Source organism: Vibrio sp. Y176, assembly GCF_033438945.1.
In genome coordinates, this window is sequence record NZ_JAWOQS010001085.1 from 1 (window position 1) to 537 (window position 537).

Here is a 537-nt window from a genome sequence, read left to right on the forward strand (position 1 = left end):
GGCGTGACACCAGAGAGCGAATGGCCAAGCCATAAAATGCATTGTCATACCGGTTTAAAGCTAATTAAAAAACTGTGCGAACGTGTACGTGTACCGAATGAATTTAAAGATTTAGCGCTCATGGTCTGCGAGCAACACTCCAACATTCATCGCGCCGCTGAGTTAAAGCCGCAAACCATCATCAAAATCCTGAACAAGTTTGATGTATGGCGCAAGTCGGAGCGCCTAAAAGACATTCTAATTTGCTGCCAAGCGGATCGTGCAGGCCGCAAAGGTTTAGAAGATCTACCGTATCCACAAGCGGATATTTTTATGCTGGCCTATCAAGCAGCGGCATCAGTAGATGTGCAAGCCATCATTCAGGATGGCTTCAAAGGTCCAACTATTCGTGATGAACAAGAAAAACGACGTATTGAAGCGGTCAAAGTCGCTTTAAATAAGTAACGCCAAAATAAAAACGCCCGCTCAATTGAGCGGGCGTTTTTGTTTTCAATGATTAAGCACTAAGCAAGAATGCAAATAGGCCCACACCTAGAA

At 44.5% G+C, this 537-nt stretch carries 1 pseudogene; it reads left to right on the forward strand.

From position 1 onward, the window contains the following. Positions 1–444: pseudogene (cca, locus tag R7O13_RS30335) on the forward strand (multifunctional CCA tRNA nucleotidyl transferase/2'3'-cyclic phosphodiesterase/2'nucleotidase/phosphatase); the annotation flags it as partial. Between the last annotated feature and the right edge of the window lie 93 nt (positions 445–537).